We start from the raw sequence: 18,253 nt of genomic DNA, 5'->3' as shown, positions 1-18,253 counted from the left end.
GTTGGCTACCTCTTACTTGATGCCTGATGAGGCGAAGGAATTGACGAAGGCGCGCTGGAACAGCGCAAAGGCGATCAGGAGCGGCGCGCTGACCAGGAGCGTGCCGGCCGCGATGACACCCCAGGCCTGCGCGCCCTCGGCGCCGCGCGTGAAGCTCGCGAGCCCGACGGTGAGCGGGCGCAGATCGGGCGAATTGATCACCATCAACGGCCAGAGGAACTCGTTCCAATGCGCGGTGACGGAAACGATCGAGAAGGCGATCAGCGAAGGCTTCGCCAGGGGCAGGTAGATGAAGCCGATGCGCTGCCAGACATTGGCGCCGTCGATCAGCGCCGCATCCTCGAGCTCGCGCGGGATCACCTTGAAGGCCTGGCGCATCAGGAAGGTGCCGAAGGCCGAGGCGAAATAGGGCGCCATCACGCCGAGCAGGCTGTCGTAGAGCCCGAGCTTGGCGACCATCACCAGATTGGGCACCATCAGCACGACCGGCGCGAGCATGAGCTGCAGCAGGAAGAGATAAAAGCAGATCGTGCGGCCGGGAAACTCGATCCGCGCGAAGACATAGCCGGCTAATGTCACCGTGACGAGCTGGACGGCGAGGATGCCGAAGCTGATGATCATGGTGTTCAGCGTGTAGCGCGGGAAATCGGCCGAGCCCCAGGCCTCGGCGAAATTGGCGAGCGTCGGGATATAGCGCGGCACCAGCGAGGCCATGCCGGCGCCGACGCTTTCGGGGTTGAAGGCCGCGACCAGCATCCAGATGAAGGGCACCATCCAGAGCGCCGCGATGGCAAGCGTCGCGCCATAGCCGAGCCTGGGCGAGATCTCGCGATTGGCGACGCTCATTGATCGCGCTCCCCGAAGGAGCGCTCGAGCGTGCGCAGCGACGAGGCGGTGATGGCAAGCAACAGCGCCAGCATCACCAGCGTGCCCGCTGCGGCGCGACCCGCGTCATAGCTCTCGACCGCCTGCTGATAGACATAAAACAGCAGGAGATTGGTCGAATCCGACGGCCCGCCCTTGGTCAGCACGAAGACATGGTCGACCTGCGTCACCACATTGAGCAGGCCGATGACCAGCACGAAGCCGATCGTCGGCTTGAGATAGGGCAGCGTGATATAGCGCAGGCGCTGCCAGGGGCCGGCCCCGTCGAGGATCGCCGCCTCATAGGCGTCGGCCGGCACGGCCTGAAGGCCCGCCAGGAAGAACAGCATGTAGTAGCCGGCGTTCTTCCAGATCGTCAGGCCCATGATCGAATAGAGCGCGACATCGGGATCGCCGAGCCAATTCGGCCCGCTCAGGGCGAGCTTGGCGAGATGGTAGTCGAGCAGGCCGACATTGGGCAGGAAGAGGAACAGGAAGATCGAGGCCGCGGCGACCAGCGGAAGCAGCACCGGCAGGAAGAACAGCGCTCGGACAAGTGTATTGACCCGGTTCGACTTGGCCAGCGCCATGGCGAAGCCGAGTGCCAGGACGAGGCTCGGGACCACCGTGCCGAAGGCATAGACGAGGTTGTTGGCCAGCGCCTTGCGGAAGGCCGCGTCAGCGAAGAGCTTGAGGAAGTTGTCGAGCCCGACAAAGACCTGCGGCCCGCCGATCTTGCGCTGGTTGTGCAGCGCCTGCCAGGCGACCTCGACCACCGGCCAATAGGTGAACAGCGCCAGGAACAGGAGTGAGGGCGCCAGCATCGCGAAGGCGAGCAGGGTCGTGCGCCGCGGCCGCCATTTCGCGACCCGCCACTGCGTTGCCATGCCCGTCACAAGTACCGCGTCCGCCATCATCCCACCTTTGGCGGGGGTCATGGCGGCGATGGGCGACGAAGCCGCTACAGATCAGTGACGAAACCATGACAGACCCGGCCAATGGCCGGGTCCGGGTGGCTTATTTTCAGGCAGCGCGCCGGATCGGCTCCGCCAAGACCGGCACGGCCAGGACCGGCGCGGCGTCCAGACGCCCCGTCGCGCTCAGCATGCCCTTGGCGCCCGCGAGCCCGCCGTCGCGCAGCTCCAGTCCGAGGAAGCGCTCGCGCTCCACCGGGCCCGGCATGGCGAGATCGCGCGTCAACGCGGTGGAGAAGCCGAAGCGCTCGTAATAGGGCGCATCGCCGACGAGCAGGATCGCGCCGTGACCATGGCAGGCCGCACGCCAGATCACTTCCCGCATCATCGCCTTGCCGACGCCCTCGCCCTGCAGCGTGGGCGCGACGGCCAGCGGGCCGAGCAGCAGCGCCGGGACGCCCCCGGCCTCGACATGCCAGAGCCGCACGGTCGCGACGACAACGCCGTCGCGCTCGGCGGTCAGGGCGAGACCCTGGGCCGGCAAACGGCCCTCACGCAGGCGCTCGCTCGACTTTGCCGCCCGGCGCTCGCCGAGGCAGAGATCGAGCAGGGCCTCGCGGGCCGCGACATCGGACGGGATTTCCTCGCGGATCGTGATCATGACGCACCTCCGGCCGGAGCGCCCAAGACAGCCAAGGCTGCGCAGACCTTCCCGGCGCCGCGCGAACGCGGCCACAAATGACAAACGATGTGGGATAGAGGGTCCGGCGGGAGCCACAATCACAGCACTCCATTCTTGGAGGCATGTTTGCTCCGCCCGAATTGCGGGCGGCCTGCCGCTCATGGCAGGGCGCTTCGCCGGACCCGATTGGTGAGGGGCGCGACTTAAACCCGCGCCCCGTTTCGTCAGATGACGTACTGCCTCAATGGCGGGAAGCCGTTGAAGGCGACGGCCGAATAGGTCGTCGTATAGGCGCCCGTGCCCTCGATCAGCACGCGATCGCCGATCTCCAGGCTGAACGGCAGCATGTACGGGGTCTTCTCGTACATGACGTCGACCGAATCGCAGGTCGGGCCGGCGAGCACGCAAGGCACCGTCGCATCGCCGTCGCGGGCAGTGCGGATCGGGTAGCGGATCGCCTCGTCCATGGTCTCGGCGAGACCGTTGAACTTGCCGATGTCGAGATAGACCCAGCGCACATCGTCGCTCTCGGCCTTCTTCGAGATCAGCACGACCTCCGCCTCGATCAGCCCGGCCTCACCGACCATGCCGCGGCCCGGCTCGATGATCGTCTCGGGCAGCTGGTTGCCGAAATGCTTCGACAGTGCCCGGAAGATCGCATCGCCATAGGACGGCACGCCCGGAATCGGCTTCAGGTAGCGCGCCGGGAAGCCGCCGCCGAGATTGACCATCGACAGCGAGAGACCGCGGGTGGCGCATTCCTTGAAGACCGCCGAGGCCGAGGCCAGGGCGGAATCCCAGGCGTTCACATTCGCCTGCTGCGAGCCGACATGGAACGAGATGCCATAGGCGGTCAGGCCCAGGCGATGGCCGTGCTCGAGCACGTCCGCGGCCATTTCGGGCACGCAGCCGAACTTGCGCGAAAGCGGCCAGTCGGCGCCGGCGCCGTCGCAGAGGATGCGGCAGAAGATGCGCGCATCCGCCACGCCGACCTTCTCGGCCGAACGGGAGACCTTGTCGACCTCGGCCGTGCAGTCGACCGCGAAGAGGCGCACGCCGAGCTCCATGGCGCGCACGACGTCGCGCTCCTTCTTGATCGTATTGCCGAAGGAGATGCGGTCGGCGGTCGCGCCGGCCGACAGCGCGAGCTCGATCTCGACGACCGAGGCGCAATCGAAGCAGGAGCCGAGCTTGGCCAGCAGCCCAAGCACTTCCGGCGCGGGATTCGCCTTCACGGCGTAGAACACGCGCGTGTCGGGGAGAGCCCGCGAGAAGGCGGAATAGTTCTCGCGCACGACATCGAGGTCGATGACGACGCAAGGCCCATCCTCACGGCGGGTGCGAAGGAATTCACGGATGCGCTCGGTCATGAGACGCTGCTCCTCCGGCGCAAGCGGCGCCGATGCGACATGAAGCCGGCTGAGCCGTCGGCGATTCAAGGCGCGATGGAGACGCCAAGAACAGCCGAACAACTAAGTTCGGACTCTGATAACCGTCGCTTGGGGAGACCCCGCACGCCCGGCAATGAAGGACAAGCCTCTTCGGTGCTGGTCTTTGGAGGACCAGCGAGACCAAAAAAAGCCCGTTCCGTCGTTGCTTTAAGCTGCGTCCCCCGTGGAGATTCGGGGTTCGCCGGTTTCGCCTCCGGCTGCCAGTCGCTGTTCGGTGACAGTTCCCTTGAGGGGGAACCGGGAGCGTGATTTGAGGGGATATCCATCCCCCTCCATCCGTCTCCAACACCTGGCGGCTGTCCGGCCTCTTGTCCGGATGCCCACCGACTGACACGCGGCCACAGGCACGTGCGAATTGGGTGAAGGCGATATACGGATTGCGGACCGCGACTACAAGTTTTTTTTGCCCCTCGCCGCGGATTTTTTGACGAACGCGGCCAGCGGACCGCGTCCGTCCTCCCGGCAAAGGACTCAGGCCCGCTTCTCGCAGAAGCGGATGGGGCTTCCGAACGAGTGTAGCTTCAGACCGGAGCGCGAGAGCCGCATGGCGACCGGGAAATTCTCGCCCGCGACGTGTCAACGACGCGCGGCGCCGCAAGCTGCCGCGCCTGTGCCCTAGACCAGCCCCAATTCATCGCCTAAGTCACTGTCTCGACACGCCTTCACGGGCAATCGCGATAGGGTTTCCGCGTCACATGATCCAGACCGACCGCCGCCAGATCCTGGCAGGCCTCGCCGCCGCTTTGAGCCTCTCGGCAGCGCCTTCCGCCTTGCTGGCCCAGCAGCCCGAGCCCCAGCAGCCTGCCCCCGCGCCGCCGCAGCCGCGCTTCGGCTTCGACGAGGTGGTGCGCCGCGCCCGCGAGATCGCCGGCGTTCCCTATGAGCCCGGCCCGACGCTGCCGGAGCCGCTCTCGAAGCTCGACTTCGATTCATGGCGCGACATCCGCTTCCGGCCGGACCGGGCGCTGCTGGCGCAGAACGGCTCGCCGTTCCGGATGCAGATGTTCCATCCCGGTTTCCTGTTCACCCGCCCGGTCGTGGTCAATGTGGTGCGCGACGGCGTGCCGACGCCGGTGCCCTACTCCGCCAGCCTGTTCGACTACGGCAAGATCAAGTTCGAGAAGCCGCTGCCGGTCAATCTCGGCTTCGCCGGCTTCCGGCTGCACTACCCGCTGAACGACCCGCGTGTGCTGGACGAATTGATCTCCTTCATCGGCGCGAGCTATTTCCGGGTGCTCGGCCGCGAGCAGCGCTATGGCCTCTCCGCGCGCGGGCTGACCATCGGCGCGGGCGTGCCCGGCGGCGAGGAGTTCCCGATGTTCCGGGAGTTCTGGGTCGAGGCGCCCGCCGCCAATGCCGACCGCGTCACGGTCTACGCCCTGCTCGATTCGGCTTCCGTCACCGGCGCCTATCGCTTCCACATCTACCCCGATGTCGACAGCGTGGTCGACATCGCCGTCACCCTGTTCCCGCGCAAGCCCATCGAGAAGCTCGGCCTGGCGCCTTTGACCTCGATGTTCTTCACCGGCGAGAACGACCGCCGCTTCCATGACGATTTCCGCACCGAGCTGCATGATTCCGACGGGCTGATGATCCATTCCGGCACCGGCGAATGGATCTGGCGGCCATTGCGTAATCCGCGCCAGCAGGCGGTCTCCTCCTTCGTCGAGCGCAATGTCCGCGGCTTCGGCCTGATGCAGCGCGACCGCGTCTTCGAGCATTATCAGGATCTCGACCTGAGCTACGAATTGCGGCCGTCCTACTGGATCGAGCCGCTGGGCGATTGGGGCGAGGGCGTCGTCGAACTGGTCGAACTGCCGACGACGGACGAGACCAACGACAATGTCGTCGCGCTCTGGGCCCCGAAGACGCCGCTCGAACCCGGCCGCGAATTCTCCTTCGGCTACAAGCTCACCGCGATGCTCGATTCAGCCGATCTGCATCCGGGCGGGCGCGTCATCAACACCTATCAGGCCAAGCCCAAGGCGCTCGGCTCGGGCGAACCGGTCACCGAGGGCGCCCGCCGCTTCATCGTCGATTTCGCCGGCGGCGACCTCGAATACCATCTGCGTCAGCCCGACAAGGTCGAAATCGTGCCCTCGATCGCCTATGGCCGCATCGACCGCGCCTTCATCGTGCCCAATCCCAAGACGCAAGGCTTCCGCGCCTTCATCGACATCGTCGTCGAACCCGGCCAGGTCGCGGAGATGCGCGCCTTCCTGAAGAGCGGCGAGAAGACCCTGACGGAGACCTGGAGCTATCCCTGGCGGGCGGAAAGCTGAGGCCCGCTCAGGTCAGCAGCTTGACCAGCCAGTCCGGATGTAAGCCCCAGCCGAGGAAACCCGCCAGCCCCATCAGGATGCCGGTACCGCCCGACACCCAGGCGAGGCACAGCAGCATCCAGCTCTCGGTCAAGGCCGCGACCGCCGCGGCCGCAATGGCGATCGAGATCAGCGCCTCAGAAATGTCGAACTGGTCGTCCTGGAAGTTGAGCTTCTCGATCGAGGCCTCCAGCCCCTTCGCCTTTTCGAACAGCGTCTTGGACGAGGCGTCGTAACCGGCGATCGCCTCGTCGTTGCGCTTCCGCTCCGTCGCAACGACTTCGGCATCCAGACCAGGCAGGTTCGCCGTGAGGCGGATCGTCTGATTGGCCGCCTCGACGATGCGCAGCTTCATCCGCGCCGCCTGATATTCGTTCCAGCTATCGACCGAATCGGCCTTGGCCGTCTGGATGGCCTGGACGATGTTGTCGTCCTTGATCTTGGAGACGGCGGTGAACACCGACAGGATGACCACCGTCACCGCGACGAGGCTGTTCATGCGCTTATTGGCGCTGTCGCTCTTGGTCTCGATATCCATGATGCCCCGCTTGTTGCGTCCACTCCTGCAATAGCTGATTCCCGGCGCATCCGGGCATCGCGTCCCGGAATCTCTCGACCACGCCCCGCGCTGCCGCTCTCACCCGTCGGAAGCCGCTGCCACGACCTCGATCTCGACCTTGAACGCCGGCAGCGTGAAGCCCGAGACGATCATCAGCGTCGACGCCGGCGGCGGCGAACCGACATGAGCGTCGCGGGCTTCCATATAGCCCTTCATATGGGCGCGGTCGGTGACATAGGCGTTGATGCGGACGATATCGGCCAGCGTCATGCCGGCTTCACCAAGGATTGCCGCGATATTGGAAAAGCAGAGATCGGCCTGGGCGCGGACATCCTCCGGAACCGTCCCGTCCGGGGCGACGCCGAGCTGGCCCGAGCAGAAGACGAGCCGCTGGCCGGCCGGCAATTCGACACCATGGCTGTAGCGGGCGAAGGGTTTGGCGATCGTGGACGGCGCGAGCGGCTTCATGGCACGAGTGGCTTCATGGCAAAGGTCTCCAGGCAGGCGGGAAGACTATGCCCCGCGAGCGGGCCCGGAACCAGAGCGCGCGGCGCGGGTTTGCAAGCAGCCGGCCCTGTTCCAGGTCATCGGCTACGAAAAGTGGGAACCGGTTTTCGGGACAAGCCGATACACAATCAAAGTTTTACAGCATCAGACCGAATACGATATTCGGTCTGATGCTGTAAAAGAGCATAACGATGTCCTGCTCATGCCATGTTCAGCCGGCGTGGCCATGATCGGAGACGAGACGTGCAGAATGATGATCGGACGGAACGCCGCATGACCACCAAGACCGCAGGCTGGCCTCGAACCGCAGGCGCGGCCACGCTCCTCAAGGCCGTCGGCCTGGTGCCCCTGCTCGCCTTGACCGCCTGCGCGGGCTCGCAGCGTTTCAGCTTCGATGGACCCGGCCGATCGGGCATGCCGACCTACGACCCGCCGCCGCTGCAATCGGCGCCGCCGATCAGCTCCGCACCCGTGACCTCGGAGCCCCTGCCCCCGCCGGGTGGCTATCCGGTCGCCTCCGCGCCGGCCTCGCCCGGTGCCCTGCCGCCGCCGCAGGACCCCTACTACAATCCCAATGCCGGCGCTCCCGTAAGCGCAGCCCCGCCCTCCGCCCAGCCCGGCGAGGTGCCGACCTTGCGTGGCGGCGGCGGCCAGATCGCCACGCTGGGCGGCGGAGCCGGCCCGGCGCGCGGCGCGGTTTCGTCGCGCGATGGCGTCATCGGCAACTGGACGGCGCGCGAAGCCACCGGCAGTTCCTGCAAGGTCCAGCTTTCGAGCGCGCCCGCGCTCGACCTCTACCGCGCCAATGCGGCCGGCTGCGCCAATCGCGACCTGCAGAAGGTCACCGCCTGGGATTATCGCGACGGCGAGGTCTATCTCTATCAGCAGGGCGGCTCGGTGGTTGCGCGCCTGCGCGCTTCCGACGGCGGCGCGATGAACGGCGCCGTGACGAAATCGGGCGCCGCGCTCTCGCTCAACCGGTAGAGCTGGATGATTTCAGATGGAATCATCAAATGATCCCATCTGAAATCTGAATCCGTCTCTCATCTAAGAGTGAGAGCAGGATGCGAAAAACCGGTGCCCACTTTTTCGTATGCTGCCCTAGGTCTGATCGATATTCGGGCTTCGCCTTGACCGGTCATTGCGAGTGCAGCGAAGCAATCTAGCGCTTTATTTTAACGCGTTTTCTTCACGCTAACCGGTGTCCACTTCGCTCGAAAATGCTCTAGCCTTCGACCTCGAAGCCGTTGAATATCTTATGCTCAGCGTGCGCGGCTGCGCCAAACCAGCAACCTTGCTTCGACGTTAGCGATCACGACCGACGCGACATAGCCGAGCAGGAAGTCCTTGTTGCGATCTTCTGAGGCGGCCTATCCGGGCCTGGGAGCCGATTTTCGTCGACGCTTTGAGCCGCATGGCGCGCGAGACCTTGTGCGAACCGATTCTGGCGGGCCGCATGCGAGGCGGGTTCGACACTGTCGGATAACGCTAAGCCGGCGGTGCTGCGATGACGACGAGCGCTTCGGCCTTCTTGCTACCGATGCTGCGGACTTCATGCTGGGTGTCTGACGAAAAATACAGGCAATCGCCGGGATTGAGCAGGATCTCCTCGCCTGCCATCTTGATGCCGATCTGGCCGCTGAGGACATAGAGCATCTCTTCGCCGGCATGGCTGGCGCGTGCTGCCGATTTGAACGGCGGCTGCATGACGAAAGGCTCCATGATCTTGCCCGTTCGGGCCGCCGCCAGCGGCGACAGCCAGAAACCGCCATAGCCGACCTTTGGCCGGTCTTCGTCCTCGCGCCGATAGAGCGAATATTGCGGCGCGGGAGCCGAATTCTTGTTGAATAATTGCGTGATGTTGACGTCGAGCGCATTGGCGATGCGGACGAGCGCCGCGATCGATGGCGTCTTCAAGCCGCGTTCCACCAGCGAGAGATAGCCGCGGGTTAGCCCGCTCAGGGCTGCGAGCTTGTCTAGCGTCAGGCTGCGGGCCAGGCGCGTGTCCTTGAGGTTCGCGCCGATGCGCTCGTCCCTGTACTCGTCCGTCACGCGTCGACCCTCATTGGCGGGCGGCAATATGGCGAGGCGCATGGCGGCCCGCAATGCTCGATTCGCGATACCATCAGTAAACTTTCGCAGAGGCTCCGCTCGCCGACGCCCTCCAGGTTGCGCCTCTGTTATAGGCAAAATGTCGCGATATTGGGCGTTCACGATATGATTCAGGCGGAGCCGCCGCAATTTCGTGCAGCGCGTCGCGTTGATTTCTGTCAGTAAACATGATGACTTTTCCACCCAATCCGCGGGGCTCACAGGATGTCACCGATCGGGGCGGTGGCCGGCGCCTGCGGCAAGGAGGTCAACATGAGCATAGCGCAAGGCCTATCTCTCAGCGACGAGGTTGCCGACAAGGCCAGGCAGATGCGTCGCGTCGTCGTCTCCAGCGTCCTCGGCACAGCGGTCGAATGGTACGACTTCCTGATCTACGGCACGGCGAGCGCGCTCGTCTTCAACAAGCTGTTCTTTCCCAACGTCGACCCCGCCATCGGCACCATCGCCGCTTTCGGCACCTACGCGATCGGCTTCCTCGCGCGGCCTCTGGGTGCGGCGATCTTCGGCCATTACGGCGACCGCCTCGGCCGCAAGGCGATGCTGTCGATGACGATCATCATCATGGGGCTCGGCACCTTTCTGATCGGCCTTCTCCCGACCTATGAGCAGATCGGCGTCGCCGCGCCGATCATGCTGGTGGCGCTGCGTTTCCTGCAAGGGATTGGCCTTGGCGGCGAATGGGGCGGTGCCGTGCTGATGGTGGTCGAGAACGCCCCGGCGAAGCATCGCGGCTTGCTCGGCTCGATGGTGCAGATCGGCAATCCGATCGGCAATCTCGCCGCGATCGGCATGTTCGCACTGCTGACGCAGCTTCCGGAGGCCGATTTCCTCGCCTGGGCCTGGCGCATTCCGTTCCTGCTCAGCATCCTGCTCGTCGGCGTCGGACTTTTCATCCGCCTGCAGCTCGAGGAGACGCCGGTATTTCGCGACCTGGAAGCCAAGAAGGAAGTCGCCAAGCTGCCCCTCGTCGAGGTCCTGACGACGCATCGCCGCGCCTTCCTTACCGCCGTCGGCCTGAAGCTGTCCGAGATCGCCTATGCCAGCATCGGCGGCGTCTTCGTCATCAGCTATGTCACCGGCAAGCTCGCGATGCCGCGCAGCGTCGTGCTGAACGGCATTTTCCTGTCGGCGGTGATCGCGCTCGTGGCGATTCCCTTCTTCGGCTGGTGTTCCGACAGGGTCGGCCGCAAGCCGATGTTCTATGCCAGCTGCCTGTTCTCGATGGCCTTTGCCTTCCCGATGTTCTGGCTGCTCGATACGAAAGACCCCACCATCATCATGTTCACGATCGTCGCCGCGATCATTCTCGGGCAAATGGTGGGCTTCGGCATCGGGGCGCCCTGGTACTCGGAGCTGTTTTCGGCGCGCATGCGCTATAGCGGCGCCTCCCTCGGCTTCCAGATCGGCGCGGCCATCAGCGGCGGCCTGACGCCTTTCGCCGCCGCGAGCTTCATGGCCTGGACCGGCGGCGCGACATGGCCGATTTCGATCTACCTGATCGTGCTGGCCATCCTCACCTTCATCGCCACGATGGTGGCGCCTGAAACGGCGGGCACGGACATCGATTGACAGGCCGGGGCAAACCCCGCCGTTGCGGCCGGCGGATATGCCGGTCGCGGACAAACTCGGAGGCGATGCAATGAACACCGAAGATGCTGACGCGATCGCGCTGGATAGCCCGACGGACAAGGGCGCGCCGTATCGGATCGCTGCCTTCGATCACGCGGCAGCAAGGATCGCGCGCGAGGTCGAGGGCGGCGCAACGGCCTGGCGCGGCACGCTGCTCCACATCCATGTCGCACCCGCGGCGAGCTACGAGATGGAGGAGCTGCCCGAGGGGCACTGCGTCGCCGGGCGCGGCATCGTCGGCGACCGCTATTTCGAGGGCAATGGCAGCTACTCGCACCGGTCCGACATCCGCGAGGTTACGCTGATCGAGCAGGAGGTACTTGACGCGCTGAGCCGAAATGACCCGCCGCTGCAGGCCGGCCCGATACAGCTTGCCCCGGCCGATCATCGTCGGAATCTGACGGTCAGGGGCGTCCCGCTCAATCACCTGGTCGGCCGGCGTTTCCGCATCGGCGCGGTGGTCTTTCGCGGCGGGCGGCTGAATTTTCCCTGCAAATATCTGGAAGAGCTTCTCGGCTTGCCTGTCTATCTTCCGCTCTATAACCGCTCGGGCCTTAATTGCGGCATCGAATGCGATGGTGTGATCCGCCCCGGGGATTCCGTCGAACTCCTGGACTGAGATCGATGAGCGCCAGGCTGATAATGAAGCTTCGTGTCGCCGCGGTGGTGAATACCACCACTGACGTCGTGCATGTGCGGCTGGTTCACCCGACGCGGCCGAAACTGCCGCCCTGGTCGCCGGGTGCGCATGTCGACCTGCATCTTCCAGACGGGCGTGTGCGCCAATATTCGCTCTGCGGCGATGCCTCGGACACAGCCGCCTACGACATCGCGGTCAAGCGCGAGGGCAAGGGGCGGGGCGGGTCGCTCTGGATCCATGATAATCTGGCCCAGGATGCGGTCGCCCATGTCTCGGCGCCCCGCAACAATTTTCCGCTGGCCGAGACCGCCGAGCGGCACATCCTGGTCGCAGGCGGCATCGGCATCACGCCGATCCTGACTATGGCCCGCTGGCTCGCCGCACGAGACCAGGATTTTTCGCTTCACTACTGCGCAAAGTCACAGACCGAGGCTCCGTTCCTGAAAGAGTTGCATGATATCTGCGGCCCTCGGCTTCGGACCTGGTTCTCGTCAGCGGGGCAACGCTTCGATCCTCAAGTGCTTGGTCCTCCGCAGAAAGCGGTTCATGTCTACGGCTGCGGTCCCGTCGGACTTCTCGAAGCGATGACTGCCGGCGCACTGGAAGCCGGCTGGCCTGCAGAGCAGATCCACGTCGAAAAATTCCAATCCGTCCTGGATGAGAACTTCGTGCCCGAGCCGTTCAACGTGCGTCTCGAATCCACCGGAGAAATCCTCGCTGTTCCAGCCTCATCGTCTCTCCTTGATATCCTTCTGGCCAAGGGCCTTCCAATCCGGTCTTCCTGCGTCACTGGAATCTGCGGGTCATGCGTCTGTGGATATCGCGATGGAGACGTCATCCATCGCGATGCCGTGATTCAGCTTTCGGAACGAGGTCATCGGATCGCGCCCTGCGTCTCGCGAGGGCGCGGTCTGCTGACGTTGGAATTCTGAGGCATTGTCGTGGCAAGCCCGGGGTTGCGCTGGAGCCGGATCCGATCAGGCACGCGAGGAGCGTCCGAACAGGGCCTGCGGCCAGAATTTGCGCTGTAGCGAGAGCGCCAGCGTGGCAAAGCCCTTGGCGTTGTCGAAGGCCTCGTCGAGGATGGTGAAGGGCGTCGGTCCGCCAGTCGCGATCGAGCCCTCGACATCGTTGTAGCCGCCGACGAGATCCGCCTCGAACTTGCGCGCGAGACGGCGCATCGCCGCATTCTCCGGCAGGCAGGTCATGTAGAGCGTGCGGATGCCGCGATTGCGCCCGGCCGTGATCAGGCGGCTGAACAATTGCTCGCCGAGCCCACGCCGGCGCCAGGCCTTCTCGACGCTGAAGGCGGCCTCGCCGGTCTGGGCGACGATATCCTCCAGCCCGCGCAATTCGGCCGCGCCGCGAACCTCGCCCCCCTCGATATAAGCATAGACCAGCCCGCCGACGCCGAAGGTCGTGGCGGCGTAGTTGACGAGGAAATCATCGTTCACGGCCGTGCCGAAACGCTCGCGCCGCGTCACCGCGTCGAGTCGGAGCAGATGGGCGGTGAAAATGTCGCGTTCCGTGGGCCAAAGCCGGCGGATTTCACCATGGCCGGTCACAGCGCCGGCTTGTTTGAAACTTGCCAATGTCATCTCCTGAAACAGCGCGAAATCGCTGCGCTACCAACCAGGAGGCGTGTCTTCCCTAACTTGGGCATCACATTGTATGTTGCAACGCACAATACAAGGGGTGCGCTGCGAAATTTCACCGCCCGATCGTGATCACATCGTCGGCCGTCGCCGCCAGCAGGGCCCGATCATGCCCGATCAGCACGAGCCCAACCCCCTCGCCCGCGACGACCTCCCGCAGCAGCGCGATCGTCTCGCGCTGGACCAGCGGATCGAGCCGCGACGTCGGCTCGTCGGCCACGATCAGCTCGGGCTTCATCAGCAGGATGCGCGCCAGCGCCAGCCTTTGCGCCTCGCCGCCCGAGACTTCGCCTGGCCGGCGACGCAGCAATCGCGGATCAAGCCGCAGCCGCTCGAGCAAGGGCGGCAGATCGCTGGTGAGGTCGAGATCGGGCGCGATCTCCGTGAGGTCGGCAAGTTGCAGGCCAATGCTGCGGCCGGGCAGGAAGACGCTGGCGGGATCCTGATGCAGCTTCTGGTAGCGGCGACGCAGGCGTTTCAGTGCCGCGCGATCGCGATAGGGGTCGACGCCGGCCCAGCTCACCTCGCCGGCATCAGGCGCCTGCAGCCCGAGCAGGATATTGCCGAGCGTGGTCTTGCCGCAGCCGCTGGGGCCGGTGAGTGCGAGCACGCCGCCGCGCGGGACATGGATGTCGAGCCCCTCGAGCAGGGCAGGCCGGCCCCGGAAGCCGAAGCGCAGGCCGTGGCCGGCAAGCACCGGAGCATCGACCGCACAGCAGCGCAGGCTCGGCCGCCAGCGCGAGGGATCGGCCTCGATCCAGGCGCGGGTATAGGGTTGGCGCGGCGCCGCAAAGACGGCTTCGCTCTCGCCTTGCTCGACGATGCGGCCTTCGCGCAGCACCGCGAGCCATCCGCCGAGCGCGCGCGCCAGCCCGATGTCATGCGTGATCACCAGGAGCGCGCGCCCGGCCTGCCGGAGAGACAATAAGAGGTCGCGCGTCTGGTCGAGCCTTTCGGGATCGAGCCCCTTGGTCGGCTCGTCGGCGATCAGCAGCGGCGCGCGCCCGACCAGCACGGAGGCGACGAGCACGCGCTGCGCCATGCCGCCCGACAGCGTCAGCGGATAGGCCTGCGCAACCTCCGGCGCGAGCCCGACGGCCTGCAGCGCCGCCACGGCATCGCCCTGCCCCGTCCTCTCGAAGAGCTGGCGGCCAACGCGCATCGTCGGGTCGAGCGCGGCGCGCGGCTCCTGCGGCAGCAACATGGTCTCGCGCGACCAGAACAGCCGCAGGAGCCCGGCCTGCCCGGCATCGACCGGAGCATGACCATTGATCGCGATCGTCCCGCTCGCCGCAAAGCCTTGCGGCAAGAGGCCCATCACCGCCTGGGCGATCAGGCTCTTGCCGCTGCCGGTCTCACCGATCAGGACCAGCGTCCCGCCGGCCTCGACCTCGAGATCGACGCCCGCGACCACCGATGCGCCATGGCCGTCGCGAATGGCGAGACCGCGGATGACCAGGGCCGGAGGGCTCATCGTTCGGTCTCCGGGCCGGAATCGGGCTCCGACAGCGCCTGCCCAAGCAGGGTCGCACCGAGCACGGAGACGAAGATCGCCAGGCAAGGCGCCGCCATCTGCACCGGCGCCTCGGAGATGTAAGGCAGGAGTTCGCTGATCATCGCGCCCCATTCCGGCGTCGGCGGCTGCAACCCTAAGCCCAGGAAGCCGAGCGCCGAGATCGACATGATCGCGGCCCCCAGCCCCAGCGTCGCCAGCGTCGTGGTCTGGCGCAGCACGGCGGGCAGGACGTGGCGGATCAACAGGGTGCGGGCCGGAAAGCCCGCCAGTCGCGCCGCCTCGACATGTGGCTCCTTCAGTTCGCCCTGCGCGATGGCGCGCGCCATCCGGGCAAATTGCGGCCACAGCGTCAATTTGATGCCGATCAGCATCGGCAGCACGCCACCGCCGAGAAATCCGGAGATCATCAGCGCCAGCAGGATGCCGGGAAAAGCCAGCATCAGATCGGCCAGACGCATGATCGCCATGTCGCTCCAGCGCCCGGCATAGGCGGCGATCAGGCCGAGCCCGAGGCCGACACCGGTGGCAGCGCCGACGCAGGCGAGCGCGATTCCCAGCGAGCGGCCCGCCCCATGCGCCAGGCGGGCGAATACGTCGCGCCCGACATGATCCGTGCCAAGCGGATGCGCCAGGCTGGGTCCTTCGAGCGCATGCAGCAGATCCTGCACTGTGGGGTCATGCGGCGACAGCAATGGCCCAAACAGAGCGAGCCCAGCTACAACAGCCAGCAGGACAAACGGCAAAGCGAGGCCGGCCTTCAGCCCATCTCCCTTCTCAGCCCTCATCCCGAGGAGCGTTGGGAATGAACGCGTCTCGAAGACTGCGCCGGCAGGCTCCGGATCATCCTTCGAGGCGCCACTGCGCGGCTCCTCGGGACGAGGGTCGATGAGTTCGGAAACCGCCTGCCCGCTCATGCCGCAACCCTCGCGGCCTGGCGCGGATCCAGCGCGAGGCAGGCGAGATCGGCTAGGAGGTTGACGCCCGCATAGACCAGCCCGATCACCAGCCCCGCGCCCATCACCACCGGCACGTCGCGGGCGAGCAGCGCCTTGACCAGCAATTCGCCCAGCCCCGGATAGTTGAACAGCATCTCGACCACGACGAAGCCATCGACCATGTAGGCGAATTGCAGCGCCGCAAAAGTCGCGACCGGGATCGCCGCATTGCGCAGGCCGTGATGGCGGAAGGCCGATGCGGCCGAGCGCCCCCTGATCCGGGCGAAGGTCATGTAGAAAGCGCCGCGCACCTCGACCACGGCGTTGCGGATGATCCTGACCGAGAAGGCCGCCAGGCCCAGCGCCAGCGTCAAGGCCGGCAAGACCATATGCGCGCCCGTCCGGTAGCCGGCCGGCGGCAACCAGCGCAGGCTGAGCGCGAAGACCGAGATCAAGCCGATGCCGACGAGGAAGCTCGGCAGCGAGGCGAGCGCGACCGCGATGCCCGTCGTTACGCGGTCGAGCCATCCTCCCGGCGCAAAACCGCAGGCGATGCCGAGCGGCAGGGCGATGAGATAGGAGACCAGCCAGCCGAGCGCGCCCAGGCCGAGCGTGAAGCGGCCGTGATAGGCGATCTCCTGCCGCACGGCTGGCGCGAGACCAGCGACTGGCCGAGATCGCCGGTCGCAATGCTGCCGAGCCAGGCGGCGTATTGCACGGCCAATGGCCGGTCGAGCCCCTCCTCGCGGCGGATGCGCTCAGTCGTCTCGACCGTCACCCGCTCATCGCCAACGCGGGCCGCAGCGACGCGAAGCGCCATGTCGCCGGGCAAGGCATGGACGAAGGCAAAGCACAGCGTCGCCAGCAGCCAGGCCGTCAGCGCAGCCTGCACGGCCCGCGTCCCGAGCAGCGTGAGCGCCGGCCTCACTTCCAGGCCATCCGTTCGACGAGGTAGCGCATCTCATAGGGGTCGATCGCGACATTCTTGATCCGCCCGGAGACCGCGACGCTGTGCTCGGTCCAGGAGACCGGCACGACGGGCATCTGGTCGTGCAGCAGGGCGATGATCTGCCCCCGCAGTTCGTCCTTGCGGGCGTCGTCGAAGCTCGCGAGATAGGCGTCCGCCAGGGCCTTGACCTGATCCCGGCCATCCCAGCGCACCGTCCCCCAGACCGAGCGCTCGCGCGCGAAATCGGGGATGATCGTCGCGATCGGCTCGGGCACATTGACATAGGTGCGCGAGACCAGCGTGAACTGCATGGTCCCGTCCTTGATCGCGGCGGGAACGCTGTTGCCCGGACCGACCTCGATCGCGACGTCCATGCCGATCCCACGCAGTTGCGCCTGGATGGCTGAAGCCATGACCGGCAGCTCCGGCCGGTTGACCAGCGTCAGGAGCTTGGCCGCGAGCCGGACGCCGTCCTTGACGCGGATGCCGTCGCCTGCCGCGATCCAGCCGGCTTCGTCGAGCAGCTTGCGCGCCGCCGCGGGATCATGGGCGATGGCGGGCAGACCCTGGCGATGCCAGCCCGTCATGATCGGCGGCAGCAGCTGCGAGGCGCTCGAATCCGGATCGCGCAGGATCGCCTTGGCGATGCCGTCGCGATCGACAGCCATGGCGATGGCACGACGGACGCGAACATCGGAGAATTGCGGCAATCCGCTGTCGAAAAACAGCGCGCGGATCCGCGGAATGGTCAGGCTCTCGACCTTCATCTGGCCGGCGGCATTGATCCGCGGCGTCGCGGTGGGGCTCAGCGTATAGACGAGGTCGGCGTCCCCAGCGATCGCGATATTGGCGCGGGTGTCGCCATTGACCACCGCCGTGTAGCGCAGCCTGGCGATGGCGGGTTTGGTCCGCGCATAGCCTTCGAAGCGGTCGAGCTCCAGCGTCGTCTTGCCGTCGATCGCGGTGAGCTTATAGGGCCCGGTTGCGACGATCTTGATGACCTTGCCCTCAGTGCCGTAAGCGGAGGGCGCGAGCACGATCGAGGCGTAATCGCACAGGAAAGCCGGCAGCACGCTGAAAGGCGTCCTGGTGCGGATCACCACATCGGCGCCATCGAGCGACACGCTGTCGAGCGGCACGGCCGAGAGGCTCTCGCCGATGAAGGACTGCTTCAGGCTGGCGGCCACGGCCTGCGCCGTCACCGGGCTGCCGTCATGGAAGCTTAAGCCCGCGCGCAGCTTGAAGCGCCAGCTCAGCTTGTCCTCGGAGACCGACCAGCTTTCGGCAATGCCGCCAACGAGCTGGCCTTCCGGCTCGACCTGTACCAGCGTCTCCGCGACCCCGAGGCGGGTCAGGATATAGCCTGTGTCGGCCGGGTCGTTCGAAGTGTACTCCCAAGGCGCGACGACGCGCAGGACAGGCTCGCCCTGCTGGGCCAGGGACGGCATGGCCGCGAGCGGCACGAATGCGCCGGCAAGCAGGAGGCGGCGGGTCAGGCCCCACGATGTCATGATCAGAT

General features: G+C 66.0%; 18 protein-coding genes. 5 read left to right on the top strand and 13 right to left on the bottom strand.

Annotated features, from left to right (window positions below; translation table 11 throughout):
• Positions 1–12: 12 nt before the first annotated feature.
• From RMR04_RS31925 to RMR04_RS31910, 4 genes are all read right to left on the bottom strand, one after another.
• Positions 13–846, bottom strand: coding sequence for a carbohydrate ABC transporter permease (locus RMR04_RS31925; protein ID WP_311912503.1), 834 nt, complete (start codon positions 844–846; stop codon positions 13–15).
• A complete protein-coding gene (locus tag RMR04_RS31920; protein WP_311916012.1) occupies positions 843–1,751 on the bottom strand; it encodes a carbohydrate ABC transporter permease in 909 nt (302 codons plus the stop codon). Before RMR04_RS31920 ends, RMR04_RS31925 begins: the two co-directional genes overlap by 4 nt.
• Positions 1,752–1,887: 136 nt before the next feature.
• Complete coding sequence (locus RMR04_RS31915) at positions 1,888–2,439, bottom strand: GNAT family N-acetyltransferase (protein WP_311912501.1); 552 nt, start codon at positions 2,437–2,439, stop codon at positions 1,888–1,890.
• Positions 2,440–2,684: 245 nt separating this feature from the next.
• Positions 2,685–3,830 carry a type III PLP-dependent enzyme gene (locus RMR04_RS31910; RefSeq protein WP_311912500.1) on the bottom strand — a complete coding sequence of 382 codons (1,146 nt, stop codon included), beginning with the start codon at positions 3,828–3,830 and terminating at the stop codon, positions 2,685–2,687.
• Positions 3,831–4,606: 776 nt separating this feature from the next.
• On the opposite strand from RMR04_RS31910, the gene RMR04_RS31905 reads away from it, so the two are divergent.
• Positions 4,607–6,193: an OpgD/OpgG family glucan biosynthesis protein gene (locus tag RMR04_RS31905; RefSeq protein ID WP_311912498.1), complete on the top strand. Its 1,587-nt coding sequence runs from the start codon at positions 4,607–4,609 to the stop codon at positions 6,191–6,193.
• 7 nt (positions 6,194–6,200) lie between these two features.
• Here RMR04_RS31905 and RMR04_RS31900 read toward each other — a convergent pair whose 3' ends face one another.
• Positions 6,201–6,770, bottom strand: coding sequence for a DUF4337 domain-containing protein (locus RMR04_RS31900; protein ID WP_311912496.1), 570 nt, complete (start codon positions 6,768–6,770; stop codon positions 6,201–6,203).
• 99 nt (positions 6,771–6,869) lie between these two features.
• A complete protein-coding gene (locus RMR04_RS31895; protein WP_311912495.1) occupies positions 6,870–7,259 on the bottom strand; it encodes a RidA family protein in 390 nt (129 codons plus the stop codon).
• Positions 7,260–7,571: 312 nt separating this feature from the next.
• Between RMR04_RS31895 and RMR04_RS31890 the strand changes: the two genes are divergently transcribed.
• Positions 7,572–8,282 (top strand): AprI/Inh family metalloprotease inhibitor, encoded by a 711-nt coding sequence (locus tag RMR04_RS31890; protein ID WP_311912494.1) that lies wholly within the window; start codon positions 7,572–7,574, stop codon positions 8,280–8,282.
• Between the two features lie 504 nt (positions 8,283–8,786).
• On the opposite strand, the gene RMR04_RS31885 is transcribed toward RMR04_RS31890, so the two are convergent.
• Complete coding sequence (locus RMR04_RS31885) at positions 8,787–9,512, bottom strand: helix-turn-helix domain-containing protein (protein WP_311912492.1); 726 nt, start codon at positions 9,510–9,512, stop codon at positions 8,787–8,789.
• Between the two features lie 150 nt (positions 9,513–9,662).
• Between RMR04_RS31885 and RMR04_RS31880 the strand changes: the two genes are divergently transcribed.
• The 3 genes from RMR04_RS31880 (at position 9,663) to RMR04_RS31870 (ending at position 12,611) form a co-directional block, all read left to right on the top strand.
• Positions 9,663–10,979: an MFS transporter gene (locus tag RMR04_RS31880; protein WP_311912491.1), complete on the top strand. Its 1,317-nt coding sequence runs from the start codon at positions 9,663–9,665 to the stop codon at positions 10,977–10,979.
• 250 nt (positions 10,980–11,229) lie between these two features.
• Positions 11,230–11,658, top strand: a complete 429-nt coding sequence (locus tag RMR04_RS31875; RefSeq protein WP_311916011.1) for an MOSC domain-containing protein — start codon at positions 11,230–11,232, stop codon at positions 11,656–11,658.
• 5 nt (positions 11,659–11,663) lie between these two features.
• Complete coding sequence (locus tag RMR04_RS31870; protein WP_311912489.1) at positions 11,664–12,611, top strand: PDR/VanB family oxidoreductase; 948 nt, start codon at positions 11,664–11,666, stop codon at positions 12,609–12,611.
• 45 nt (positions 12,612–12,656) lie between these two features.
• Here RMR04_RS31870 and RMR04_RS31865 read toward each other — a convergent pair whose 3' ends face one another.
• From RMR04_RS31865 to RMR04_RS31840, 6 genes are all read right to left on the bottom strand, one after another.
• The gene (locus RMR04_RS31865; protein WP_311912488.1) at positions 12,657–13,271 is read right to left on the bottom strand and encodes a GNAT family N-acetyltransferase; all 615 of its coding nucleotides are present in this window, start codon (positions 13,269–13,271) and stop codon (positions 12,657–12,659) included.
• A 118-nt stretch (positions 13,272–13,389) separates the two neighbouring features.
• On the bottom strand, positions 13,390–14,808 hold the full coding sequence (locus RMR04_RS31860) for an ABC transporter ATP-binding protein (protein ID WP_311912487.1): 1,419 nt from the start codon (positions 14,806–14,808) through the stop codon (positions 13,390–13,392).
• A complete protein-coding gene (locus RMR04_RS31855) occupies positions 14,805–15,635 on the bottom strand; it encodes an ABC transporter permease (RefSeq protein WP_311912485.1) in 831 nt (276 codons plus the stop codon). Before RMR04_RS31855 ends, RMR04_RS31860 begins: the two co-directional genes overlap by 4 nt.
• 125 nt (positions 15,636–15,760) lie before the next feature.
• Positions 15,761–16,339 carry an ABC transporter permease gene (locus RMR04_RS31850; RefSeq protein ID WP_311916009.1) on the bottom strand — a complete coding sequence of 193 codons (579 nt, stop codon included), beginning with the start codon at positions 16,337–16,339 and terminating at the stop codon, positions 15,761–15,763.
• Positions 16,297–16,713 (bottom strand): ABC transporter permease family protein, encoded by a 417-nt coding sequence (locus RMR04_RS31845; RefSeq protein WP_311912483.1) that lies wholly within the window; start codon positions 16,711–16,713, stop codon positions 16,297–16,299. Before RMR04_RS31845 ends, RMR04_RS31850 begins: the two co-directional genes overlap by 43 nt.
• A complete protein-coding gene (locus RMR04_RS31840) occupies positions 16,710–18,245 on the bottom strand; it encodes an ABC transporter substrate-binding protein (protein WP_311912481.1) in 1,536 nt (511 codons plus the stop codon). The genes RMR04_RS31845 and RMR04_RS31840 overlap by 4 nt, the downstream gene beginning before the upstream one ends.
• Positions 18,246–18,253: the final 8 nt, after the last annotated feature.

Source organism: Bosea sp. 685, assembly GCF_031884435.1.
GTDB lineage: Bacteria > Pseudomonadota > Alphaproteobacteria > Rhizobiales > Beijerinckiaceae > Allobosea.
This window is presented reverse-complemented; position numbering and strand designations above follow the sequence as displayed.